Source organism: Mycobacterium sp. BMJ-28 (assembly GCF_054404835.1).
In genome coordinates this window covers 4684243-4708581 of sequence record NZ_CM136783.1, presented here as the reverse complement: position 1 = coordinate 4708581, position 24339 = coordinate 4684243, and the positions used below count along the sequence as shown (strand labels likewise).

General features: G+C 67.1%; 21 protein-coding genes. 12 read left to right on the top strand and 9 right to left on the bottom strand.

What is annotated here, in order from left to right:
• Positions 1–17: 17 nt before the first annotated feature.
• Complete coding sequence (locus tag ACXPWS_RS23355; RefSeq protein WP_458708930.1) at positions 18–269, bottom strand: hypothetical protein; 252 nt, start codon at positions 267–269, stop codon at positions 18–20.
• 99 nt (positions 270–368) lie between these two features.
• Between ACXPWS_RS23355 and ACXPWS_RS23350 the strand changes: the two genes are divergently transcribed.
• Complete coding sequence (locus ACXPWS_RS23350) at positions 369–581, top strand: hypothetical protein (RefSeq protein WP_458708929.1); 213 nt, start codon at positions 369–371, stop codon at positions 579–581.
• A 131-nt stretch (positions 582–712) separates the two neighbouring features.
• Here ACXPWS_RS23350 and ACXPWS_RS23345 read toward each other — a convergent pair whose 3' ends face one another.
• From ACXPWS_RS23345 to ACXPWS_RS23325, 5 genes are read right to left on the bottom strand one after another with little or no spacing between them, the layout of a single operon-like run.
• Entirely contained in the window at positions 713–1225 is a 513-nt protein-coding gene (locus tag ACXPWS_RS23345) for a hypothetical protein (protein WP_458708928.1), read from the bottom strand.
• Positions 1222–1677, bottom strand: coding sequence for a hypothetical protein (locus ACXPWS_RS23340; protein WP_458708927.1), 456 nt, complete (start codon positions 1675–1677; stop codon positions 1222–1224). The genes ACXPWS_RS23345 and ACXPWS_RS23340 overlap by 4 nt, the downstream gene beginning before the upstream one ends.
• Entirely contained in the window at positions 1670–6301 is a 4632-nt protein-coding gene (locus ACXPWS_RS23335) for a toxin glutamine deamidase domain-containing protein (RefSeq protein WP_458708926.1), read from the bottom strand. The genes ACXPWS_RS23340 and ACXPWS_RS23335 overlap by 8 nt, the downstream gene beginning before the upstream one ends.
• The gene (locus tag ACXPWS_RS23330; RefSeq protein WP_458708925.1) at positions 6292–6579 is read right to left on the bottom strand and encodes a WXG100 family type VII secretion target; all 288 of its coding nucleotides are present in this window, start codon (positions 6577–6579) and stop codon (positions 6292–6294) included. The genes ACXPWS_RS23335 and ACXPWS_RS23330 overlap by 10 nt, the downstream gene beginning before the upstream one ends.
• Positions 6576–7265: a WXG100 family type VII secretion target gene (locus ACXPWS_RS23325; RefSeq protein WP_458708924.1), complete on the bottom strand. Its 690-nt coding sequence runs from the start codon at positions 7263–7265 to the stop codon at positions 6576–6578. The genes ACXPWS_RS23330 and ACXPWS_RS23325 overlap by 4 nt, the downstream gene beginning before the upstream one ends.
• A gap of 87 nt (positions 7266–7352) precedes the next feature.
• Between ACXPWS_RS23325 and ACXPWS_RS23320 the strand changes: the two genes are divergently transcribed.
• From ACXPWS_RS23320 to secA, 7 genes are all read left to right on the top strand, one after another.
• On the top strand, positions 7353–7982 hold the full coding sequence (locus tag ACXPWS_RS23320) for a dTMP kinase (RefSeq protein ID WP_458708923.1): 630 nt from the start codon (positions 7353–7355) through the stop codon (positions 7980–7982).
• A 62-nt stretch (positions 7983–8044) separates the two neighbouring features.
• A complete protein-coding gene (gene mtrA / locus ACXPWS_RS23315; protein ID WP_458708922.1) occupies positions 8045–8722 on the top strand; it encodes a two-component system response regulator MtrA in 678 nt (225 codons plus the stop codon).
• A gap of 70 nt (positions 8723–8792) precedes the next feature.
• Complete coding sequence (gene mtrB / locus ACXPWS_RS23310) at positions 8793–10442, top strand: MtrAB system histidine kinase MtrB (protein WP_458708921.1); 1650 nt, start codon at positions 8793–8795, stop codon at positions 10440–10442.
• Between the two features lie 44 nt (positions 10443–10486).
• A complete protein-coding gene (gene lpqB, locus ACXPWS_RS23305; protein ID WP_458713664.1) occupies positions 10487–12214 on the top strand; it encodes an MtrAB system accessory lipoprotein LpqB in 1728 nt (575 codons plus the stop codon).
• A 72-nt stretch (positions 12215–12286) separates the two neighbouring features.
• On the top strand, positions 12287–12916 hold the full coding sequence (locus tag ACXPWS_RS23300; protein ID WP_458713663.1) for a ComF family protein: 630 nt from the start codon (positions 12287–12289) through the stop codon (positions 12914–12916).
• A 339-nt stretch (positions 12917–13255) separates the two neighbouring features.
• Positions 13256–13891, top strand: coding sequence for a ribosome hibernation-promoting factor, HPF/YfiA family (gene hpf / locus ACXPWS_RS23295; RefSeq protein ID WP_458713662.1), 636 nt, complete (start codon positions 13256–13258; stop codon positions 13889–13891).
• Positions 13892–14035: 144 nt separating this feature from the next.
• Positions 14036–16852, top strand: coding sequence for a preprotein translocase subunit SecA (gene secA, locus ACXPWS_RS23290; RefSeq protein ID WP_458708920.1), 2817 nt, complete (start codon positions 14036–14038; stop codon positions 16850–16852).
• 7 nt (positions 16853–16859) lie between these two features.
• Here secA and ACXPWS_RS23285 read toward each other — a convergent pair whose 3' ends face one another.
• Positions 16860–17351 carry an Rv3235 family protein gene (locus ACXPWS_RS23285; protein ID WP_458708919.1) on the bottom strand — a complete coding sequence of 164 codons (492 nt, stop codon included), beginning with the start codon at positions 17349–17351 and terminating at the stop codon, positions 16860–16862.
• 198 nt (positions 17352–17549) lie between these two features.
• Here ACXPWS_RS23285 and ACXPWS_RS23280 point away from each other — a divergent pair, with 198 nt between their 5' ends.
• The 4 genes from ACXPWS_RS23280 (at position 17550) to ACXPWS_RS23265 (ending at position 21984) form a co-directional block, all read left to right on the top strand.
• A complete protein-coding gene (locus ACXPWS_RS23280; RefSeq protein WP_458708918.1) occupies positions 17550–18959 on the top strand; it encodes a WS/DGAT/MGAT family O-acyltransferase in 1410 nt (469 codons plus the stop codon).
• On the top strand, positions 18956–19453 hold the full coding sequence (locus tag ACXPWS_RS23275; RefSeq protein ID WP_458708917.1) for a DUF6912 family protein: 498 nt from the start codon (positions 18956–18958) through the stop codon (positions 19451–19453). Before ACXPWS_RS23280 ends, ACXPWS_RS23275 begins: the two co-directional genes overlap by 4 nt.
• Before the next feature lie 78 nt (positions 19454–19531).
• Positions 19532–20665: a ferredoxin reductase gene (locus ACXPWS_RS23270; RefSeq protein ID WP_458708916.1), complete on the top strand. Its 1134-nt coding sequence runs from the start codon at positions 19532–19534 to the stop codon at positions 20663–20665.
• A 71-nt stretch (positions 20666–20736) separates the two neighbouring features.
• The gene (locus ACXPWS_RS23265; RefSeq protein WP_458708915.1) at positions 20737–21984 is read left to right on the top strand and encodes a fatty acid desaturase family protein; all 1248 of its coding nucleotides are present in this window, start codon (positions 20737–20739) and stop codon (positions 21982–21984) included.
• Positions 21985–22056: 72 nt separating this feature from the next.
• On the opposite strand, the gene rsgA is transcribed toward ACXPWS_RS23265, so the two are convergent.
• Both rsgA and aroA read right to left on the bottom strand, forming a co-directional pair.
• Positions 22057–23043, bottom strand: coding sequence for a ribosome small subunit-dependent GTPase A (rsgA, locus tag ACXPWS_RS23260; protein WP_458708914.1), 987 nt, complete (start codon positions 23041–23043; stop codon positions 22057–22059).
• Between the two features lie 6 nt (positions 23044–23049).
• Positions 23050–24321, bottom strand: coding sequence for a 3-phosphoshikimate 1-carboxyvinyltransferase (gene aroA / locus ACXPWS_RS23255; protein ID WP_458708913.1), 1272 nt, complete (start codon positions 24319–24321; stop codon positions 23050–23052).
• Positions 24322–24339 lie beyond the last annotated feature (18 nt).

Sequence of the window (24339 nt, the reverse complement as noted above, 5' to 3'; positions counted from 1 at the left end):
CACTTGTCGGCAGAGGATCATCGGGGCCTGATGACATCGGCAAGAAGCTGACTGTAGGCGAGACGACCGAGCAACTGAATGCAAGCGTCTGACTCTGTGGCCAGGCGTACCAGGTTGTTCTTGTTGCCTCGCTCATACCAGTAGATCTCCCAAGCGCCGTCGCGGGATTGCTCGACACACCATGAATAGTCGGCATGGCCACCGAGCGCCAAAACCTCGGGTGCGATCCCGATTGTCGCCAAGACCTTTGCCAGTTCAGTCAGATTCACTGAATCCTCCTTTCCCACCCACGGTGAGCCTGAATATCAAAGGGGCAGAGGATCGACGTACTCGTATATGTCCGCGATTTCGGCTGTCGGGAGGCGCCCGTGAGCTTCGAGCTTCCCTGTGCGCACGATGCCAGGCTGCTGAACGATCCATTCGCCCCGACTGCCGATGTAGAAGACGTCGACGTAACGCCCACCAACGCCGACAATCAGGAAGGGCTCGTCCTGCCAACGGCATACGGTTCTGACGAACGTCAGCTGTTCGAGATCGGAACGAGGGACGGTCTTAATGCCTTGGACCGAAGGTATGCGTGATGGCGAGAAGCCGACTGCTTCGGGTTCGCCGCGGTACGACCTCAAGATCACGTTGGGATCGTTGACTGTCGCGTGGAATTCGCGGCCAGAGAATAGTGCGTAGTACCCGGTCGCCCGTGGTCGGCCGAGAGTCATACTGGCTGCCTGACTGCCGACCACTCGTTGGCGCCGGCCAGAACGGCAGCCAGCGTCTCGCCGCCTTGTACGGGCACGTGCCACAACTCGCCGGCCGAGAGGACGCCGCCGACAATCCAGTACTCCGGAATGGCGAAGCCGGGTGCGGTAAACCCATTGCCTGTATATGGCGGCATGGCGTAACCGAGGTCGGCGCCTTCTGTCTTTCCGATCGAACGGGCCAGCGCTCCATCAGTCGACTCGATACTGGCTGCGTGTGAAAGCGTGAATCGCAGAGAGAACAACGGCTGGTCAGCCGCGAACAGTGATCCGGCGTAGCTCAACCCGAGTGCCTGGTAGTACGCGGCTGCGCCGCGCAGGTCCGCGATATGCGCTGCAGGTACGACGGATCCGTTGATGATGTCGGGTAGGCCTCCCAGCCGAGGATCGATGTCGTTCGAGATGAGTCGTTGGCCTTCGTGGACAGACAAGGGCTTGTGCCAAATGGTGGAACTGAACGCTGATGTCACCGTTTGTCTTCCCTCCGTGCGTCGTTCCCCAGTCTGTCGACCAGGTCGACATCCTCCACGTGTTCCTCTGGTTTGGTCAGTTCCGCTGCAGGAACCTCGCCAATGACCTCGAACTTGTCGGGTCGTTCCATGCCCGGGAGACGGCACACCTGATCGAAGTCCTTGCCAAGATAGGTGACATAAGCGACTTCCCCAACGATGATTCCGACCTGAAAAGGGTAGCCGCGCCATGTGCAGGTCGTCTGCACCCTCTGAAGTCGTTCGATACTCCCTATGTCGACGATGCTCTCGCCACGGATCCAGCTCTTTCTGGATTCCTGAAAGCCAGGAGGCAGTGGTGTGTCGTCCGAGAGGAGGCGGACGCGGTCGCCCATATCGTGTGCGAAGTAGTCGCGGCCGCCAAATGTTGCGTAGTCTCCCGTTGCGCGGATTCCGTGTCGCTGGTTATCCATTTGGTACGACTCCAATCCACTCTTGATCTTGGCTTAAGACTGCGACTAGCTCCTCGGTTCCGTCAGGGTGGATCTTGTACATCTCCGCACCTGGGTTCATCCTGGTTCCGGCGGGCAAGAAGTACTCCGGAACCGTGAAGCGATCGCTTGCAGTAAAACCGGTCCCTGTAAATGGGTATGGGTAACCTGGGTCAAAGCTGGGGCCATGGCCGGTGAGTTGTGAAAGTTGCTCATCTGGAAGGTGAATTGGAACGCTGTCATCGACGGTGAACCGCATCGCCATGACCGGTTCATCGGGGTGGAACGGCGTGGCCTCGTATTCGAGGGCCAAGCCGTCGTACACCCTATCCGGCGTATCAAGCCCGCGGGTGTCGCGCGCGACGCTGACCGAGCCGCCCGTGACGTCGGGAGGATAGCGCTTTGGACCATCGGCTAGGCGGCTATCAGCTTGGACGGAATCGATCACCTTCTGCAGTCCTTCACCGCTGTCCACGTCCGGGAACTGATGCCGGAAGTCATAGACAAGTTCGCGCTGCGCAGCGTTCAGCCAGTCGGCGGGCTGAACGAGCAGCGGCTGGATATCAGCGCGGGTGTGGCCACGTTCGGCCAGCCAGGAATCCGCGGCAGCAAACCGTGAGTCATGTTCTCTGAGTTGCTCATTGGAGGCCCAAATCCGATGTTGCGATCCGTCCTCGAGCTCGACGTAACGCTCCGCGTCCCCGCCGTCGCCGTGATAGCCGTAGTCGGCGTCGGGATGCTGGTCGGTGTCGTGTCCAGTTGGATCCGCATGTTCGGAATCGCCGACATGGGCGGGCGGCGCTCCGTCGGGCTGCTCGTGAACTCGATGGGAATCCGCTTCATCGACCGATTTCGAGGGTCCGTCGGCATCTACCTGTGCGTGGTGTCCATCTCCGGCCACACCCCCTGATTCTGATGGCTCACCCACCTCGCGTGCGCCGCGGCCACCTTCGACAACGGATCCCTCGGATCTGAAAGGTACGTGTCCTTCTCGATTGTCAGCGGGTGCGCCCTTGTCGGTTCGGGCGGATTGCTCAGCGACTGCGCTGTTAGCTGATACACGATCCTCGTCGAGTCTTCCTGTGTGCGCCGGATCGTGATCTCCCACTGATGCGGGTATATCTGGTTCGCCGCCCGGTTGAACCCCGTCTCCTTGAACGTCGTGTGTGCCTCGGCCACCATGGTCTCCGACCAACTCGGGTACTGATACACGATCCCCGTCTCCGAATCGATCACCAGTCTCGCCAGACCCACGTCCTGTCGCGAAGCCATCTGCTCCGGGGAAAGCACTTTCGTCGCCACCCAGCCGTGCTGAAATGGCCGCACCTGATAGGTCTCGGTCGGTGACATCTGCGCCAGATACGCCACCGCCTGTTCCTTGGTGTCCAACTCCGCCATGGTGCACTCCTTGACTGGGTTCGATCGGCGTGAAATTGAGGTACGTCGACTGATCGACCATCCAGGATGGCGGTCGGTCGGAGGTCAGTCCCTGCTGGGGATCCCACCACACCGGACCCCCGCCGCCTTCGGGATGCACGATGACCGTTGCGTGGGATCCGTGCGTAATCGGCTTGCCATCGGCACCGAACAGGAACTCACCGGTCAGCAGATCCCGTCCATGCCAACCGTTGACAACCAAGGCGGCCGATCCTGGGCCGAGGTGGTCGATGTACCCGTGCAGCAGATCGAACTGGTCGACGAGTTTGTGTCCGGGAAACTCCAATAGACCACTGCCCAGCCAGCCCTGAGCGCGATTCAGCCCGTTTCGCTCACCTGAATGCCGATCGATGGTGCCGTCCGGCAACTCGTCGAGGTACCGCGGCGCCGCGACGGTCGGTTCGCCGCGGAACGACGACAACGCCGAAAGGGAACAGTCGAGGCAGTTGTTCGAACGACCGTCGACCGCTGGACCACCATCGTTGATCAGGTTGCCGTAGTCATTTGTCCGTGGATCGGCATGGCGGAGGTATCCACCGTTCGAGTCGCGCAGGGCATTGACGACCGCTGCCTGGTATGCGGGATCCTCGACGTGGTCCAGCTGAAGCGGGCCATAGATGCGATCATCGGCCGGATTCCCCACCGGCCCAGCATGTTCCGGATGCGGGCCGGAGTCAGCGCCGGCGCCGGGGTCGAAGCCGGACGCCGACGGATCGTGCTGGGCTCCAGGCCGGTCAACGGCATCGGGTGCCCCATGCGCGGAAGGATGGGGCCCGCCATCTCCAGTCCGCGTTGCCCGTGATTCCGGCCCAGGGCGCGCGGGCCCGGCTGCGGTATCGGGCTGATGCGCCACCGGATTGACCGGCGCTTGCGGCGAGCGTTCCACCGATGGTCCGGCACCACTGGAAGATTGCGGCCGCGGGTTCTCGGTTGGCGACTTGGCTTCCGGGCCACGCGTGGGCGTTTCGGGGGTCGGAGTTCGGCTTGCAGTGTCACCCGCGCTGTGCGCACCGCCCGCGGCATGCGGTGCCATCGGCGTGCCGCCGACCATCGGTGTCGGCGGCGCGGAGTGTTGTGCCGCGTCGCGATCGATCGGTGCCTGCTGCAGACTGGTGTCCACGGATTCATGCGCAGTGGGCTGGTGCGTTGCGGGCGGCTCGTGTCCGACCGGCCGGTCCATCGCCGGCTGGTGCCCGGCCGGAGCGTGGGCGGTAGCCGGCGCATCGTGACCTGCAGGCGAGTGGTTCTCGCCAACGCTCTGCCCACCCTGGTGCTCGTGTGGGCGCGAACCCGTCTCCGGCGCATGCGGGTTGGCCTCCGGCACGCGAGACTCCGGTGCATGTGCAGGCGCTGCGGGTGCCGGCTCCGTCGGCCCTCGAGGGGCATCGTGAGTGCCAGTTGGACTGGGCGATTCGGGCGTGTGCGAAGGCGCGGGCGGTGCCGAAGAGTCAGGGGAGTGGGGCGAGCCGGATGGTTCCGGCGACGGTCCATCGACCCTTCCCGGGCCGGGATCCGAAGGCGGAACGGAGCGCCCAGGAGGCTCCGGCGGGGGTCCGTCGCCTCCACCCGTTCCTTGATGAGGTGCACCAGGGGTGCTCTGCGGTCCAGGCGGATCAGGAGGGCCGGACGGCCCCTGCAGTCCGCGCGGGGCCGTCGGTGCCTCGATATCGCGAGGTGCCGTCGGACCGACGAGGGACTCGGGGATCGCGCCGGGCCTGACCTCGGGAACATCTGGAAGGCGTTGTCCGCTAGGAAGATTGTCCAATCCCTCGACACTGGGTGCGCCCCGACTCCACTGGCCGATCTCCCCGAGCTTGGGTAGGCGACCTTCGTCGATGACTCGCCTGGTCATGTTCAGACTCTTGGCGACGCTGCCCGTCTTCGACAGCGCGCCACCAGGCACGAACAAGGACCCGATGTTGAACGCCGCTTCGCCCGCGCCGCGGGCCGGATGGTCACCTTTCCACTGGTCCAGCGCGATGAACTGCTTGCCCATCTCGGCCAGCACACCGGGTGCCTTCGACGGATCGTTGGCCACTGCCCATGCCGTCTTCGCCAAGCCCTCCCACATGTCCGGGTCGGCCATCGACACCACACCGGACACCGTATTGATCAGACCGTTCGCGATACCGACCTCGAAGTCGGTGTAGAGCGTGACGGCATCGGCCAGGGCATTGCCCACGCTGTCGCCGAACTGCGCGACCAGAACGGGCCGGACCCACTTTTCGAACGCATCTGCGGCATCGCTGATGAGATTCTTGAGTTCGTTGAGCAGGCCGACGATTCCCTTGACCTGTCGCTGGAAATTGCTCAGCACGGTACCCACATCCCGGGCGACCTCGCGCAGCACCTTCATGCCGTCACCATTGAAGAAGTCGGTGACGGTGTCCCACAGGCCCGAGAACGACAATCGGTCCATCAGCCGGCGGATGGCATCTTGAGTCTGCTGCACTTCGCGGGCGAAATTGGTGATCGCGTCCGCCAGTCCTGTGGACGCCGTTGAAAGATCGGTGATCCGCTCGCCGAGGTCTTGGAAGGCTTCGCCGATCTTGTCGCCTTCTGGGATGTCCTGGGCGGCGACAGCAGGCTTGAGTCCGTTCAGTTCGGATTGAAAGATGGCGAACCCGGTCGCAAAGTTACGCCATTGGGCGGCAAGCACATTCATCATTGCCGCGTTCCCGGACGGCCAGGTCATTGCCGCCCCGAACAACCCCAGGCCGGGCAGCGTCAGCAGCAGCGGCTCGACGAGGTACCACATGGGGGGCGGCGGGACCATGACCCCGTTCGGACCTGCGGGCATATCACCGGCCACGGTGTCGCTCGGCTGGGGACCGACGGCACCGGGCGCACCATGGCCGCCGATGGTCGACCCCGCATCGGCGTTTTTGTAGTTGTAGCCCGTTGCCTGAAGCATCCGCCCAACGGCCTTGTACGCATTCGCCGCTTTGGCAAGCGCATCGGCGAACTTCTGGGCTGAACGTCCGTATTCCAGTGCGAAGCTCAGCCCGGCCGTATCCGCACCTGAGGCGATGCCGCTTCCCAGAGCGGAACTCAACGAGTCGCTCAACATCCCCAGTTGCGATCCGAGCGATTCGACGCGCTTGCCGGCATCGATCAGGACGTCCGGGTCGACCTCGACCCGGCCGTGCGCCGAGGCGACTACCCCCACATCGCGCCGTTCTTGGTGACGGCTTCCGTGTAGTTCTTTTCTGCCGACTGGGCGATGGACCGTAATTGCTTCAGCGCGGACCTCATCTGCTCGGCGCCGTCCTCCCATTGCTGCTGAGCTTGCGCCTGGGCATCCGAACCTTCGCCATGCCAGGTGGAGCGCAGCGTCGCCATGGTGTGGTCGATGTCTTCCAGGCATTCGGTGACGTCACGCTCGAACGCCTGCATGTGCTCGATGGCCGCCTGCATCTTCCCGAAATCGACCACCAGCTGAGTCACCGCGGCACCTCGCGCCCGGGTGTCTGGGAGTCAGCGGGCGGCTCGGCCGGTGCCGCCTCGCCGGGTTTCTCGGCTCCGGCCGCTTGCTGCACGGCTTGCTCGACAACCTGCTCGACAACCTGCTCGACGGCCTGGCCGACCTGCTGTGCCACCCCGGCCGCCGCTTGCGCGGCCTGCTGCACCATGCCGCCCACGGTCTGTCCCGCCTGCGCCAGCCCGGAGGCCACCTGCCCACCGAGCTGCCCCACCTGCCCCACCGAAGAAGCCGCTGCGTCGGAAGATCCTGAGGGGCCCGAGGCCGTATCCGTGGAGGGCTGCGCCGTCGCGCCGGTCCCCGGCGAGCCCGCCGGAGCACCCTGACTGCCACCGGCACCGGACTCGGGAAACGACGCAGACGCGAGCGCCCCGGCGCCCTGTTCGTCGGTCCCGGCGTATTGATCACCGGCGACCCTGAGCAGATCTGCCATGGTCTGCACGCCGCGGACCACCTGGCCGGCGCCGTTGTGCCACTGCTCCCATGCCGTCGAGAACGCCGTCGCCGCACCGCCCTGCCAACCCGATCCCAGCAACTCGCGAGTCTCCAGGTCCACGCCGGACAGGCCATCCTGCAGACGCTGCCCGGCGTCCCGCAGACGTCCCGCAGCCAGATGCAGATCCGACACCACAACTTCAACCGGACGCGACATCTCACCCCCGAGTCACTAGACGGCCGGCTCCACTGTGCAGCTTATTCGCCATCGAGAAGGGTCGATCGCACCAGTTACGCTCGCCCGGTGCTCATCGTCATCGAAGGTCTGGACGGCGCAGGCAAGCGAACGCTGACCGAGGGCCTGCGCTCGGGTTTGGAGGCCCGCGGGAAAACCGTGACCACCCTCGCCTTCCCGCGCTACGGCCAGTCGGTGCACGCCGACCTGGCCGCCGAGGCACTGCACGGCGGACACGGCGACCTCGCCGACTCCGTCTACGCCATGGCGACACTGTTCGCACTCGACCGCGCCGGCGCGCGTGACGAGATCAACCGCCGCAACGACTCCCACGACGTCGTCATCCTGGACCGTTACGTGGCATCCAACGCCGCCTACAGCGCGGCCCGGTTGCACCAGGGCGCTGACGGTGAGGTGGTGGCCTGGGTCCACGACCTGGAATTCGGGCGGCTGAAACTGCCCAGCCCGCAGTGGCAGGTGCTGCTCGACGTTCCGGTCGAACTCGCCGAGCAGCGTGCCGTATCCCGGGCCGCGCACGAGGCCGACCGCGCCCGTGACGCCTATGAGCGCGACGGCGGGCTGCAGCGTCGCACCGGCGAGGTGTATGCCGCGCTCGCCGCGGCCGACTGGGCCGGCCGGTGGGTGGTCGCGGGTCCCGACGTCGTTCCCGCGGACCTCGCGGACGCGCTCCACGTATAGGTCGCCACCATCGCGGTGTGGCACCGGCGGTTTGTCACGATGTGGTGACACCATGGGGTCCCATGAGGCAACGGATCCTGGTCGTGGACGACGACCCCTCCCTGGCCGAGATGCTCACCATCGTGCTGCGGGGCGAGGGTTTCGACACCGCAGTCATCGGTGATGGCACCCAGGCGCTCACCGCGGTTCGCGAACTGCGCCCCGACCTCGTTCTGCTCGACCTGATGCTGCCCGGCATGAACGGTATCGACGTCTGCCGTGTGCTGCGCGCCGACTCCGGTGTCCCGATCGTCATGCTGACGGCCAAGACCGACACCGTCGACGTGGTGCTCGGTCTGGAATCCGGCGCCGACGACTACGTGATGAAGCCGTTCAAACCCAAGGAGCTGGTGGCTCGCGTCCGGGCCCGGCTGCGCCGCAACGACGACGAACCCGCCGAGCTGCTGTCGATCCACGACATCGACATCGATGTGCCCGCGCACAAGGTGACCCGCGCCGGCGAACAGATCTCGCTGACCCCGCTGGAGTTCGACCTGCTGGTGGCGCTGGCACGCAAACCGCGCCAGGTGTTTACTCGTGATGTGCTGCTCGAACAGGTGTGGGGATACCGTCACCCCGCCGACACCCGTTTGGTGAACGTGCATGTCCAGCGGTTGCGGGCCAAGGTCGAGACCGACCCGGAGAACCCGCAGGTGGTGCTCACCGTTCGAGGAGTGGGATACAAGGCCGGACCCCCGTGACCTGTCGGCTCGCCGACGTCGTGATCCGTCGGCCCGCCGACGTCGTCAGCTCCACCGCGAGGCGGCGGTTGTGATTTTCGGTTCGCGGCGTCGCGTTCGCAGCCGCTTCCGCGGCTCGGCCCCGATGGTGCGCGGGCTGGCGGCGGTCGGCCGGGCCGTCGGGTTCGCCTGGCGGCGCTCGCTGCAATTGCGGGTGGTCAGTCTCACGCTCGGGTTGTCGCTGGCCGTCATCCTGGTGCTGGGTTTCGTGCTGACCAGTCAGATCACCGATCGCATCCTCGAGGTGAAGGTCCGGGCCGCGACCGAGGAGATCGAACGTGCCCGCAACACCGTCAGTGGCATCGTCGGTGGCGAGGAGACACGATCGCTGGACAGCAGCCTGCAGTTGGCGCGCAACACCCTGATCGACCGCAAGGCCGACAGCGGTGCCGGGTTGGCCGGTGCCTTCGACGCCGTGCTGGTGGTCCCGGGCGACGGACCGCGTGCGGCCACCGCGGCCGGACCGGTGCAGCAGGTGCCCAAGGAGTTGCGCGATTTCGTCAAAGCCGGCCAGGTCAGCTACCAGTACGCGGCGGTGCACACCGACGGCTTCTCCGGCCCCGCACTGATCGTCGGCAGCCCGACGTCCTCGCCGGTCACCAATCTTGAGCTGTACCTGGTCTTTCCGCTGACCAACGAGGAATCCACCATCGCCTTGGTACGCGGCACGATGGCCACCGGCGGTGTGGTGCTGCTCGGGCTGCTCGCCGCGATCGCACTCCTGGTGGCACGCCAGATCGTGCTGCCGGTGCGGTCGGCGTCGCGGATTGCAGAACGGTTCGCCGAGGGGCATCTGACCGAACGCATGCCGGTCCGCGGCGAGGACGACATGGCACGCCTTGCGGTGTCGTTCAACGATATGGCCGAGAGCCTCAGCAGGCAGATCACTCAACTCGAAGAATTCGGAAACCTGCAGCGCCGCTTCACCTCTGACGTCAGCCACGAGCTGCGGACGCCGTTGACGACGGTGCGGATGGCCGCCGACCTGATCTATGACCACAGCGACGACCTTGACCCGGCGCTGCGACGCTCCACCGAGTTGATGGTCAACGAACTGGACCGCTTCGAGACCCTGCTGGCCGACCTGCTGGAGATCTCCCGGCACGACGCCGGTGTGGCCGAATTGGCGGTGGAGGCAGTGGATCTGCGGTCGGTGGTGCAGAGCGCGCTGGACAACGTCGGGCACCTGTCCGCCGACGCCGGTATCGAGCTGGACGTCGACATGCCGCTCACCGGTGTCATCGCCGAGGTGGATCCCCGTCGGGTGGAACGCATTCTGCGCAATCTCATCGCCAACGCCATCGACCACGCCGAGCGTAAACCCGTGCAGATCCGGATGGCCGCCGACGAAGACACCGTCGCGGTCACCGTCCGAGACTCCGGTGTCGGTCTGCGCCCCGGTGAGGAGAAGCTGGTGTTCAGCCGGTTCTGGCGGTCGGACCCGTCGCGGGTGCGCCGGTCCGGGGGAACCGGGCTGGGGCTGGCGATCAGTATCGAGGACGCCCGATTGCACCAGGGTCGGCTGGAAGCGTGGGGCGAACCCGGCAAGGGCGCGTGCTTCCGCCTCACCCTGCCGTTGGTGCGCGGCCACAAGGTGACCACAAGTCCGTTGCCGCTCAAGCCCGTCGACCCGGCGGCGCCGGTCCGCCGGGAACGCGAACCGGCGGGGGAGGGCGTGTGACGCCTCCGCGGGGCAACCCCGTCCTGGCGGTGCTCGTGGTGCTGATGCTGGCGCTGGCCGGCTGCGCGGGGGTGCCCACTTCGTCGTCGCCGCAGGCCATCGGCACGGTGGACCGGCCCGCGCCGCCCAGTCTGCCCACCCCGACCCCGGGCATGGACCCCGACGTCTTGCTGCGCGAATTCCTCAAGGCCACCGCCGACCCCGCCAACCGGCATCTGGCCGCCCGGCAGTTCCTCACCGAGTCGGCCTCACGCGGGTGGGACGACGCCGGCAGCGCTCTGCTGATCGACCGCGTCGTGTTCGTCGAAACCCGTGGGCCGGAGCGTGTTTCGGTGAACATGCGGGCCGACATGCTGGGCTCGCTGTCCGATGTCGGGGTGTTCGAAACCGCCGAGGGTGCGCTACCCGACCCTGGGCCGATCGAGCTGGTCAAGACACCCGGCGGCTGGCGGATCGACAAGCTGCCCAACGGGGTTTTCCTGGACTGGCAACAGTTTCAGCAGACCTACAAACGCAGCACCCTGTACTTCACCGATCCCACCGGTAAGACCGTGGTGCCCGACCCGCGTTATGTGGCGGTCTCCGATGCCGACCAGTTGGCCACCGAACTGATCACCAAGCTGACCATCGGCCCGCGCCCGGAGATGGCGCGCACGGTGCGCAACCTGATGGCCTCGCCACTGCGGCTGCGTGGCCCGGTGACCCGCGCCGACGGCGGCAAGACCGGGGTGGGCCGCGGGTATGGCGGTGCCCGAATCGACTTGGAGAATCTGTCGACGACGGATCCGCACACCCGTCAATTGCTTGCCGCGCAGATCATCTGGACGCTGTCGCGGGCCGGCATCAACGGGCCCTACGTGATCAACGCCGACGGTGCGGCACTGGACGACCGGTTCGCCGACGGCTGGGACACCGCCGATGTGGCGGCCAGTGATCCGGGTGCGGCCGACGGCGCCGCGGCCGGTCTGCACGCCCTCATCGGCGGATCGATGGTTTCCCTGGACGGCCAGAACGCGCCGCGGGTGGCCGGCGCCTTCGGGCAGGTGCCCGGGCAGGTGTCGGCGGCGTTGTCGCGCAGCGGCCAGGAGGCGGCGTCAGTGGTGGTGCTGCGCCCCGGCGCCCCCGATATGTCCTCGTCGCTGTGGATCGGCCCGCTGGGCGGGGGCAACGGGCAGGCGATCGACGGGCGCACCCTGACCCGGCCCACCTGGTCGCTGGATGACGCCATCTGGATCGTCGTCGACGGCAACAACGTGGTGCGCGTCCTGCAGGAGGCGGCCTCCGGCCAGCCCGCGCGGATCCCGGTCGACTCGACGGCTGTCGCGACCAAGTTCTCCGGGCCCATCTCCGAATTGCAACTGTCCCGGGACGGCACCCGCGCGGCCATGGTGATCAACGGTCAGGTGATCCTGGCCGGGGTGGAACAGACCCAGGGCGGGCAGTACGCGCTGACCTATCCGCGCCGGCTGGGTTTCGGGCTCGGCGACACCGCGGTGTCGCTGTCCTGGCGCACCGGCGATGACATCGTCGTCACCCGGACCGATGCGGCGCACCCGGTGTCCTACGTCAATCTCGACGGGGTGAACTCCGACGGGCCTGCCACCAACCTGGTGGCCCCGGTGACCACCGTCGCGGCCAACCCGTCCACCGTGTACGTCGCCGATCAGCGCGGTGTGCTGCAGCTGTCCGGATCGGCCGCCGAGGGCGACCTGAACTGGGCCGAGGTGCGCCCCCTCATGGTCGCCGGCGCGCTGCCGGTGCTGCCCGGCTGAGTTGTTCGGCCCGCCGACGAACCCGCAGCCCTCGGCGTCATGTCGGACGTCCGCGGCACGCTGATCCGCGTGCTGCTCGATCTGGTGCTTCCGGTGGAGTGTGGTGGCTGCGGTGCACCGGGAATCCGCTGGTGTCCGGCGTGCGCCGAGGAGTTGCAGGCCAAGGCCGCCGATCCCCGGGTGGTGTCACCGCGGCTGGACCCCGGGGTGCCGGTGCTGTCGTTGGGCCGGTACGCCGCCGCGCGCAGGCAGGCCATCGTCGCGGTCAAGGAACACGGCAGGGCCGATCTGGTGGGGCCGCTGTCGCTGGCGGTCCGCACCGGTCTGGCGCAGCTGCTCACCTGGGGACTGCTGGAGACGCCGCTGTCGATCGTGCCCGCGCCGACCCGCTGGACCGCGGCCCGTCGGCGCGGCGGTGACCCGGTGACCAGGGTGGCCGTGGCGGCCGCCGCCGGCCTGCCCGGTGTCACCGTCGCGCGCGCGTTGCGGCTCACCGGTTTCGCGCAGGACTCGGTGGGTCTGTCCAGCGCGGACCGGCAGCGCAATCTGGCCGGCCGGGTCCGCGTGCGCAGGGTGCCCGCCGAGTCGGTGCTGGTGCTCGACGATGTCGTGACGACGGGCGCCACCGCATGCGCATCGGTCGGTGCGCTGCAAACCTGCGGCGTGTCGGTGCAGGCGGTACTGGCCATCGCTAACGCCTGATGACCGGCAGTGACGGTGGCGTCGATTGCCGTCAGATGAAGAACTCAAAACAGGTCTGCGAAATTGGTGGCACAGTCAGGTGAACACGGACTACGTTGGGGCCAACCACCCGTGAAGGTTTCGCGGCGGCACCCCGCACCTGGGGCGCCCGTGACGCCGAGCGGCTGCCAAGACGCGGTAGGAGGTGAGTTCTCGACACCTTGCGCCGGCGGGCGCCGCGTATGCAACTTCCCGCCGACGTGCTTTTTGACAATCCGGGCACGCACCGCGCGTGCGACTCCGTACAGAAACGAGTTGTCAAGTATGTCAACCCATTCCGTGCAAACCGATCACAACACCATGGTCATGGACGACGAAGATGCGACGTCGGTGACCAACGCCGACGTCGTCGTCAAGGGACGCAACGTCGAGGTTCCCGAGCACTTCCGGATCTATGTCTCCGAGAAGCTCGCGCGACTGGAGCGTTTGGACAAGACCATCTACCTGTTCGACGTCGAACTCGATCACGAGAAGAACCGGCGTCAGCGCAAAAACTGCCAGCATGTCGAGATCACCGCGCGCGGCCGTGGCCCGGTGGTGCGCGGGGAGGGCTGCGCCGACAGCTTCTACGCCGCCCTGGAATCGGCGGTCTGCAAACTCGAGAGCCGGCTGCGTCGCAGTAAGGACCGGCGCAAGATCCACTACGGCGACAAACGGCCGGTCTCTCTGCACGAGGCGACCGCGGTCATCCCACCCGAGGAATTGCCGGCCAGCTCCGAATCGGGGCAGGCCGACACCGTCGTCGACGATCACGAACCCGGTCGGATCGTGCGCACCAAGGAGCACGAGGCCACGCCGATGACCGTCGACGATGCGCTGTATGAGATGGAACTGGTCGGCCACGACTTCTTCCTGTTCCACGACAAAGAATCCGACCGGCCGTCCGTGGTGTACCGCAGACATGCCTATGACTACGGACTCATCCGGCTCTCCTGAGGCCCGACAGACGAAATCGAAAGCACGAGCCCCCGGCGCGTCGCCGGGGGCTCGTTGCGTCTTTTGAACAGGTGCCAGACCCGGTCACCTACGATGGACCGCAGCTACCAGCTGAGATATTCAATCCACTGAAGAGGAATTAGCGTGCTCGATAAGTTGCTCCGTCTCGGTGAAGGCCGCATGGTCAAGCGCCTGAAAAAGGTCGCTGACTATGTGAACACCTTGGCCGATGACGTGGAGAAGCTGACCGACGCCGAGCTGCGTGCCAAGACCGACGAGTTCCGCAAGCGCGTCGCCGACGGAACCGAGCTCGACGATCTGCTGCCCGAAGCGTTCGCGGTGGCCCGCGAGGCCGCCTGGCGAGTGCTGGGGCAGCGTCACTTCGACGTGCAGGTCATGGGTGGTGCCGCGCTGCACTTCGGCAATGTCGCCGAGATGAAGACCGGTGAGGGCAAGACGTTGACCGCCATCCTGCCCGCCTACCTCAACGCCTTGTCCGGCGACGGCGTGCACATCGTCACCGTCAACGACTATCTGGCCAAGCGCGATGCCGAGCAGATGGGCCGCGTGCACCGCTTCCTGGGACTCGAGGTCGGCGTCATCCTGTCGGGGCTCACCCCCGACGAGCGCCGCGGCGCCTACGCCGCCGACATCACCTACGGCACCAACAACGAATTCGGCTTCGACTACCTGCGCGACAACATGGCCCACTCGGTGCCCGACATGGTGCAGCGCGGCCACAACTTCGCCATCGTCGACGAGGTCGACTCCATCCTCATCGACGAGGCCCGCACGCCGCTGATCATCTCCGGCCCGGCCGACGGCGCCTCGAACTGGTACTCCGAGTTCGCGCGGCTGGCCCCGCTGATGAAGAAGGACACCCACTACGAGGTGGACCTGAAGAAGCGCACCATCGGCGTGCACGAGATCGGCGTCGAGTTCGTCGAGGACCAGCTCGGCATCGACAACCTGTACGAGGCCGCCAACTCGCCGCTGGTCAGCTACCTGAACAACGCGCTGAAGGCCAAGGAGCTGTTCGAGCGCGACAAGGAGTACATCGTCCGTAACGGCGAGGTGCTCATCGTCGACGAGTTCACCGGGCGCGTGCTGATCGGGCGCCGCTACAACGAGGGCATGCACCAGGCCATCGAGGCCAAGGAGCACGTCGAGATCAAGGCCGAGAACCAGACGCTGGCCACCATCACGCTGCAGAACTACTTCCGGCTCTACGACAAGCTCTCCGGCATGACCGGCACCGCCCAGACCGAGGCCGCCGAGTTGCACGAGATCTATGGCCTGGGAGTCGTCGCGATCCCGACCAACCGGCCGATGGTCCGCGCGGATCAGTCCGATCTGATCTACAAGACCGAAGAGGCCAAGTACATCGCCGTCGTCGACGACGTCGTCGAACGGTACGAGAAGGGCCAGCCGGTGCTGATCGGCACCACCTCGGTCGAACGGTCGGAGTACCTGTCCCGGCAGTTCACCAAGCGCCGCGTGCCGCACAACGTGCTCAACGCCAAGTACCACGAGCAGGAGGCGAACATCATCGCCGAGGCCGGCCGCCGTGGTGCGATCACCGTCGCGACCAACATGGCCGGCCGCGGTACCGACATCGTGCTGGGCGGCAACGTCGAGTTCCTGGCCGACACCCGGCTGAAGGGCCAGGGCCTGGATCCGGTGGAGACCCCGGACGAGTACGAGGCCGCCTGGGAGCAGACCGTCAAGCAGATCAAGGCCGAGGCCAAGGCCGAAGCCGAGGAAGTGATCGCGGTCGGTGGTCTGTACGTGCTGGGCACCGAGCGCCACGAATCGCGGCGTATCGACAACCAGCTGCGTGGCCGGTCCGGCCGCCAGGGCGACCCGGGTGAGTCCCGGTTCTACCTGTCGCTGGGTGACGAGCTCATGCGGCGGTTCAACGGCGCCACCCTGGAAACCCTGCTCACCCGCCTGAACCTGCCCGACGATGTTCCCATCGAGGCCAAGATGGTGACCCGCGCGATCAAGAGCGCGCAGACCCAGGTCGAGCAGCAGAACTTCGAGGTCCGCAAGAACGTCCTCAAGTACGACGAGGTGATGAACCAGCAGCGCAAGGTCATCTACAAAGAGCGCCGGATGATCCTGGAGGGCGAGAACCTGCAGAAGCAGGCCCACGACATGCTGGTGGACGTCATCACCGCCTATGTCGACGGCGCCACCGGCGAGGGCTACTCCGAGGACTGGGATCTGGAGAAGCTGTGGGAGGCGCTCAAGACGCTGTACCCGGTCGGTATCGATCACCATGATCTGCTCGACTCCGGCGCGGTCGGCGAGCCCGGCGAGCTGACCCGCGACGAGCTGCTCGGCGCGCTGGTCGAGGACGCCGAGCGGGCCTACGCCGAGCGTGAGAAGCAGATCGAGGCGATCGGCGGCGAGGGCGCGATGCGGCAGCTGGAGCGCAATGTGCTGCTCAACGTGATCGACCGGAAATGGCGCGAACACCTCTACGAGATGGACTACCTCAAGGAGGGCATCGGGCTGCGCGCGATGGCCCAGCGTGACCCCCTGGTCGAGTACCAGCGCGAGGGTTACGACATGTTCGTCGGCATGCTCGACGGCCTCAAGGAGGAGTCGGTCGGGTTCCTGTTCAACATCGCGGTCGAGGCGGCGCCCCCGGCGCCCACCCCACAGGCCCAGGCCATGTCGCAGGGTCTTGCCGAGTTCGCGGCGGCCGCCGCGGCGCAGGCTCAGGGGCAGGTGGCCACCAAGGAGCGACCGGCGGGCGTGCAGGCCAAGGGGATTCAGAACGGGCTGGAGGACGGCGCACCCGCACTGACCTACTCCGGACCGGCCGAGGACGGATCGGCCGAGGTGCAGCGGTCGTCGGGCGGACGGCACGCGGCGGCCGAGCCGGGCACCCGCAAGGAGCGCCGCGAGGCGGCCCGCCAGCAGGCCCGCGACTCCAAGGCCCGCCGGCGATAGCTGCCAGTCAGCCCACCTGAAGCGCCACCACCTGCCAGCGGTCGCAGACCAGTTCGATGCGCGCCGCGATCACCCGCACCCGGGAGCCGCGGGTATAGCTGGCGAATACCTCAGCGGCGCTGAGCATTTCGTCGGCCCGGCGCAGCCCCACCCGGCGTAGCACCGCGGTGCCACCGGGTTGCGGGGTGCGAGCCAGGGCGATGGTGGCATCGATCAGCCCGGGAGCCAGCAGCCCGCGTAACTGGCCGGCCGGCCGTCGGCGGTCGATCACCTCCAGCACCCTGCGCAGGGCCGCGTCGGCGAACACGCCGGCCGCCGGTGGTGGTGGCGCCGGTGCCTCGACGCGGGGCGCGGGACACAGCTGGTGCGGCGCGCGGCGGCGTAACACCAGCGGAGGCGAACAGGCGACCGGGCCCAGCGGCGGCGGCTCGCAGTCGATGATGGGCGTCGCCACGCACGGCGTGCTCGGCTCAGGGGTGGCGTGCGGAAGTGTGGTCACAGTGTCACTCCAAGGCAATCCGGCCATACGGCACGAACAGGGCGCTGCTGGAGAGGCACAGGCATATTGATGATCGCACGGTTTGGCGGGGGTCCCACGCACCTGCGATGCGGCCCGGGACCGATTGCGGCTAAGTTGACGGTCATTCGTGCATTTACATGACCGTCAACGTCGGAACCAGGGGAGGGCCACACCGCGATGGTGACCAGGCTGTCGGCATCGGATGCGGCCTTCTACCACCTGGAGAACACCGCCACCCCGATGTATGTGGGGTCGCTGTCGATCGTGCGCAAGCCGCGCGCCGGGCTGAGTTACGAGTCGGTGCTGGCCACCGTGGAGCGGCGGCTGCCGCAGATTCCGCGCTACCGGCAGAAGGTCCGCGAGGTCAGCTTCGGTCTGGCCCGTCCGGTATGGATCGACGACCGCGACTTCGACATCACCTATCACATCCGGCGCTCGGCGCTGCCATCTCCGGGTAGTGACGCCCAATTGCACGATCTGGTTGCCCGGCTGGGTTCCCGGCCACTGGACAAGACCCGTCCGCTGTGGGAGATGTACGTCGTCGAAGGGCTGACCCACAACCGGATCGCGATCTACACCAAGAGCCATCAGGCCCTGGTCAACGGCATGTCGGCGCTGGAGATCGGCCACGTCATCGCCGACCGGACGCAGAAGGCGCCGGAGTTCGGTGAGGACATCTGGATCCCGGGCCGCGAACCCAGTGACACCGCGTTGCTGTTGGGTGCGCTCGGCGAGTGGATCACCCGCCCGACGGCGCAGCTGGCCGCGATGCGGTCGACGGTCACCGAGGTGGCCACCAGCGCGAGTGCGCTCGTCGATGTGGGGCGCCGAGTCGCCGATGTGGCCCGCACCGTCGCCCGGGGCACCGCGCCGAGCAGCCCGCTGAACACCACGGTGTCGCGCAACCGGCGTTTCACGGTGGCCGGCCACCGGCTGGAGGACTACCGGGCACTGCGCGCCCAGTACGACTGCGACGTCAACGACGTGGTGCTCGCGGTGGTCGCGGGTGCCCTGCGCAACTGGCTGTTGTCGCGTGGTGAGCCGGTGACGGCGACCTCCAGCGTCCGCGCGATGGCCCCGAACTCGGTGTATCCCGATGCCGAGATCGATTCGACCGGACCCGGCCAGGCCATCAGCCAGGTGTCGCCGTTTCTGGTGGACCTGCCCATCGGGGAGGGCAACGCGGTGGTCCGGCTGTCCCAGATCGCGCACGCCACCGAGTCGCATTCGACCGCGGCCAGTCTGGTCGACGCCCGCACCATCGTGACGCTGTCCGGGTTCGCCCCGCCCACCCTGCACGCCATGGGTATCCGGGTGGCCACCAGCTTCTCCGCCCGCCAGTTCAACCTGCTGATCACCAACGTGCCGGGCGCGCAGAAGCAGATGTACATCGCCGGCACCAAGCTGGTCGAGACGTATGCCGTGCCCCCGCTGCTGGCCAACCAGGTACTGGCCATCGGGGTGACGTCCTACAACGGCATGCTGTACTTCGGGATCAATGCCGACCGCGACGCGATGAGCGATGTGGACGTGTTGCCGATCCTGTTGCGAGAGTCACTCGACGAATTGTTGGAGGCCGCCCGGTGATGCGTGTCTATGTGCCCGCCACGCTGGCGATGCTGCAGCAGCTGGTCGCCGACCGGATGGTGCACGCCCGCAGCGGTACGGCCTTCGCGGTCACCCCGACGCTGCGCGAGGCCTACGCGCACGGCGACGACGAGGAACTGGCCGAGGTCGCCCTGGGCGAGGCAGCGCTCGCCTCGCTGCGATTGCTGGCCGGCGGCACCGGGGAGCTGCCACCGCGCCGGGTCGTGCTCGTCGCCGACGCCGAGGACGTCACCGTGCGGCCCGACCTGGACGATGCGGTGGTGCGGCTGGCCGGCCCGATCGGCTACGACGACATCGTGGCCGTCTATGTCGACAACGCGGCCGCCGAGGCCGCGGTGCTGGCCGCGGTCGACGTCATCGACGCCGCTGACCTCGGTGACGAGGATTCCGAACTGACGGTGGGCGATGCCCAGGACCATGATCTGGCCTGGTATGCACCCCAGGAGCTACCGTTCCTACTCGAACTGCTCTGAGAATGTCGGCGCCGTCACAGCAATAAGTTACCCGCGAGTACTAGATACGGCAACGTAGGTTACGGTACCGTAGGTTTCGTGGCCAAGAACACCGTCAAGACCTCGGCCAAAGTTGCCGACACGGTCCGTCCCACGCTTCCCGGGGCGCCGCATTGGAAGACGTTGCGCGCCATTGCCGGCCGGATCACCACTCCGCTGCTGCCCGATGATTACCTGAAGCTGGCCAATCCGTTGTGGTCGGCTCGCGAGCTTCGCGGCCGGGTCGTCGAGGTGCGGCGCGAGACCCCGGACTCCGCGACCCTGGTGATCAAGCCCGGGTGGGGCTTCACCTTCGACTATGAGCCCGGTCAGTACGTCGGCATCGGGCTGCTGATGGACGGGCGGTGGCGGTGGCGGTCCTATTCGCTCACCTCGGCGCCGGTTCCGGGCCGCGGCCGGCGGACCATCAGCATCGCCGTGAAAGCGATGCCGGAGGGCTTCCTGTCCACCCACCTGGTGGACGGGGTCACGCCGGGCACCATCGTGCGGCTCGCCGCGCCGCAGGGCAATTTCGTGATGCCCGACCCGGCGCCGGCTCAGGTGCTGTTCGTCACCGCCGGCTCCGGCATCACCCCGGTGATGTCGATGCTGCGCACACTGGCCCGGCACGGCCAGATCACCGATGTCGTGCACGTGCACTCGGTGCCGACCGAAGCCGACGTGATGTTCGCCGGTGAGCTGGCCGAACTGCAGCGTGCGCACCCGAGCTACCGGTTGATCGTGCGGCCCACCCGCGTCCAGGGCCGGTTGGATCTGCTGCGACTGGCCGACGTGGTGCCCGACTGGCGGGACCGCCAGGTGTGGGCGTGCGGACCCGAGGGCATGCTCAACGACGCGGAGCGAATCTGGACCGCGGCCGGGTTGTCCGAACGGCTGCACCTGGAGCGATTCGCGGTGACGCGCGCCGCCCCGCATGGCACCGGCGGCGAGGTGACCTTCGAGCGCAGCGGCAAGACGGTGCAGGCGGATGCGGCGACCTCGCTGATGGAGGCCGGCGAGGAAGCCGGTATCCAGATGCCGTTCGGCTGCCGGATGGGGATCTGTCAGTCGTGCGTCGTCGGACTGGTCCAGGGCCATGTCCGGGACCTGCGCACCGGTGTGGAGCACGAGCCGGGCACCCGGGTGCAGACCTGTGTCTCGGCGGCATCCGGCGACTGCGTCGTCGACGTATAACTGTTAACCAAGAGCTAACCTACGGTAGCGTAGGTTACGCTAGAGTAGGAATTGCAAAGGAGGGTTGACCAGTGGCTATTACCGATGTACCGGCGTTCGCGCATCTGACTGACGCCGATATCGAAAGCTTGGCGGTGGAACTCGACGCAATCCGGCAGGACGTCGAGGACTCCCGTGGTGAGCGCGACGCGCGTTATATCCGCCGTACCATCGCCGCGCAGCGCGCCCTCGAGGTGACGGGCCGGATCGTGCTGGCCGCCAGTTCCCGACGGTCCGCCTGGTGGGCGGGCACCGCGACGCTCGGCGTCGCGAAGATCATCGAGAACATGGAGATCGGCCACAACGTCCTGCACGGCCAGTGGGACTGGATGAACGATCCCGAGATTCACTCCTCGTCGTGGGAGTGGGACATGAACGGTGCGTCCAAGCACTGGCGGTTCACGCACAACTTCATGCATCACAAGTACACGAACATCCTCGGCATGGACGACGACGTGGGCTACGGCCTGCTGCGCGTCACCCGCGACCAGCGCTGGAAGCCGTTCAACGCCTTCAATCTGCTCTACAACACGGTGCTGGCGATGCTGTTCGAGTGGGGCATCGGGCTGCAGCACCTGGAACTGGGCAAGATCGCCAAGGGCCGCGACGACCGCAAGGCGACCATGGTGCGCCTGCGTGAGGTCGGGGTGAAGATCGGGCATCAGCTGTTCAAGGACTATGTCGCTTTCCCGGCGCTGACCTCGCTGTCGCCCGCCGCGACCTTCAAGTCGACGGCGAAAGCCAACTTCTGGGCCAATGTGATTCGCAATGTGTGGGCCAACGCGGTGATCTTCTGCGGTCACTTCCCCGATGGGGCCGAGAAGTTCACCAAGACCGACATGATCGGGGAGACCCGCGGCGAGTGGTACCTGCGCCAGATGCTCGGCAGCGCGAACTTCGAGAACGGTCCGGTGCTGCGCTTCATGAGCGGCAACCTGTGCCACCAGATCGAACACCATCTGTACCCGGACCTGCCCAGCAACCGGCTGCATGCGGTGTCGCTGCGGGTTCAGGAGGTGTGCGACAAGTACGACCTGCCCTACACCACCGGTTCGTTCCTGGTGCAGTACGCCAAGACCTGGCGCACCATCGCCAAACTGTCGTTGCCGGACAAGTACCTGCGCGACACCGCCGACAATGCACCGGAGACCCGCAGCGAGCGGATGTTCACCGAGCTGGAAGGTTTCGGGGTCGCAGATCCCGCGACCGGCAAGCGACGCGGACTCAAGACCGCCATCGCGACGGTCCGGGGCTGGCGCCAGGACCGGCGCGCCGCTTAGAACGCCGAGCAGACACAGAATCCCGCCTTTCGGCAACGAAAGGCGGGATTCTCTGTCTGCTGGCGAAAGTCCTCAGTACGTCGGCTCATTGAGCGTCACCAGCAGTCGCCGTGCCGCCGCCACCCGGGCGGCGGCCGCGCCGGTCAGGTTGTCCAGCGCACACTCCGGGTCGGCGGGCGGGCCCAGATGCCCGCAGCCGCGCGGACAGTCCTGCACGGCTTCGGCCAGGTCGGAGAACGCCTGCACGACATCGTCGGGCGCGATGTGGGCCAGCCCGAACGACCGGATGCCCGGGGTGTCGATCACCCACCCGGATTCGCGCAGCGGTAACGCGATCGACTGCGTCGAGGTGTGCCGGCCCTTGCCCACCCCGGTCACCGTGCCGGTGGCCCGTTCTGCTTCGGGTACAAGGCGATTCACCAATGTCGACTTGCCGACACCGGAATGCCCGAGCAACACGGTGACTTTGCCGTCCAGCAGCGGTGCCACCACATCCAGCGGATCGTCCCGCCCGGCGGTGAGCACGGTGAGGTCCAGATCGATGAACTGCGCCGCGAACGGCTCTGCCGGTGCGAGATCGGATTTGGTCAGGCACAGGATCGGTGCCAGTCCGCCCGCAAAGGCGGCGATGAGGGCGCGCTCCACGAATCCGGTGCGCGGCGGCGGGTCGGCCAGCGCCACCACGATGAGCAGCTGATCGGCATTGGCGACCACCACCCGTTCGGTGGGATCGGTGTCATCGGCGGTGCGGCGCAACACCGTTCGCCGCTCCGAGCGGCGCACGATGCGGGCCAGGGTGTCGGCGCGCCCTGAGCGGTCACCGACGATATCCACCTCGTCACCGACGACGATCGGGGTGCGGCCCAGTTCCCTGGCCCGCATCGCGGTGACGTGCCGGTCCGGGTCGCCGCCCAGCGCGCAACCCCAGCGGCCGCGGTCGACGGTGACGACCATCGCCTCGGCGGCGTCGGCGTGCTCGGGGCGATTCTTGGTGCGCGGCCGGGAGCCCTTGCCCGGGCGTACCCGGACGTCGGACTCGTCGTAATCGGCCGCTTTCACCTGTCGCTACCCCTGGTCGTCCAGCAGCATGTCGGTCCACATCCCGGGGAAGTCCGGCAGCGTCTTGGCGGTGGTCGCAATGTCTTCCACCTCGACACCGGGCACCCGCAGCCCGATGATCGCACCCGCGGTGGCCATCCGGTGGTCGGCGTACGAATGCCAGGTCCCGCCGTGCAGCGGTGCGGCCGTGATGGTCAGGCCGTCCGGGGTCTCGGCGCACCGGCCGCCCAGGCCGTTGATCTCGGTGGTCAATGCCGCCAGTCGGTCGGTCTCGTGTCCGCGCAGATGGGCGATGCCGCGCAGGGTGGACACCGATCCGGGCGCGGCCAGCGCGGCGAGTGCGGCCAGCGAGGGCGCGAGCTCACCCACGTCGTGCAGGTCGACGTCGATACCGTCGTAAGACGCTGCGCCCTGCACCTCCAGATACGAATCCTGCTGCGCCACTTCCACCCCCAGGCGGCCCAGCAAGTCGAGGATGACGTCGGCGGGCTGGATGCTGACGGCCGGCCAGCGGTCGATCCGCACCGTTCCTCCGGTGACGGCGGCGGCGGCCAGGAACGGTACCGAATTGGACAGGTCCGGCTCGATGTCCCAGTGCCGGGCGGCGACCGGGCCGGGCTCGACCCGCCAGCGGTTGCGCTGCGAATCGTCCACGGTGACACCGGCATCACGCAGCATCGACACCGTCATCCCGATATGCGGGGCCGACGGCACGGATTCGCCGGTGTGCACCACGGTCAGCCCGTTCCGCAACGTCGCGCCGGCCAGCAGCAGTCCCGACACGAACTGCGAGGACCCCGAGGCATCGATGTGCACCTCGCCGCCGTCGGCCGCGCCCTGCCCACGCACATCGAACGGTAAGCGGTCGCCGTCGATCTGCACACCGACACCGCGCAACCCGTCCAGCAGCGGGGCGATGGGCCGGGCCCTGGCCTGCTCGTCACCGTCGAAGGTGACGGTCTCGGTGCCCAGTGCGGCGACCGCGGGCAGGAACCGCAGCACGGTGCCGGCCAGCCCGCAGTCGATACGGGTGCCCGGCGCCGGGGCGATCGACCCGCTGACGGTCAACTCCGTGTCGCCGTTGACGGTCAGGCCGAGCGCTTGCAGGGCGCCGATCATCAGGTCGGTGTCGCGGCTGCGCAGGGCACCGCTCACCGTGGAGGTGCCTTGCGCGAGGGCGGCCAGCACCAGTGCCCGGTTGGTCAGTGATTTCGATCCGGGCACGGTCACGGTCGCGTTCACAGGTTCCGATGTCGACGGTGCCGGCCAGTCAGTCACGACCTCTATCCTGCCTGG